The sequence below is a fragment of the Terrisporobacter petrolearius genome, assembly GCF_020748185.1.
GTDB classification, from domain to species: domain Bacteria; phylum Bacillota; class Clostridia; order Peptostreptococcales; family Peptostreptococcaceae; genus Terrisporobacter; species Terrisporobacter petrolearius.
Map to the genome: position 1 here is coordinate 1 of NZ_JAHZMO010000151.1, position 480 is coordinate 480.

Genomic DNA, 480 nt, shown 5'->3' on the forward strand with positions numbered 1-480 from the left:
GCAGCTTACAGCCAGAAAGGCATCCCGGCATTCTCCATTTACGGTCATGACGTTCAGGATGCCGATGACACATCGATTCCTGCCGATGTTGAAGAAAAACTGCTGCGCTTTGCCCGCGCCGGTTTGGCCGTCGCCAGCATGAAAGGTAAAAGCTATCTGTCGCTGGGCGGCGGTTCGATGGGTATCGCCGGTTCCATCGTTTATCCCAACTTCTTTGAATCCTGGCTGGGAATGAAAGTCCAGGCGGTGGATATGACCGAACTGCGTCGCCGTATCGATCAGAAGATTTACGACAAAGCCGAACTGGAAATGGCACTGGCCTGGGCTGATAAAAACTTCCGCTATGGCGAAGATGAAAATAACAAACAGTATCAATGCAATGCCGAGCAAAGCCGCGCAGTTCTGCGCGAAAGTTTACTGATGGCGATGTGTATCCGCGACATGATGCAAGGCAACAGCAAACTGGCCGATATTGGTTGC

General features: G+C 51.9%; 1 protein-coding gene. It reads left to right on the plus strand.

The features are described from left to right. A partial coding sequence (locus tag K0040_RS22470; RefSeq protein WP_500302298.1) for a hypothetical protein occupies window positions 1-480 on the plus strand: 480 nt, incomplete at both ends.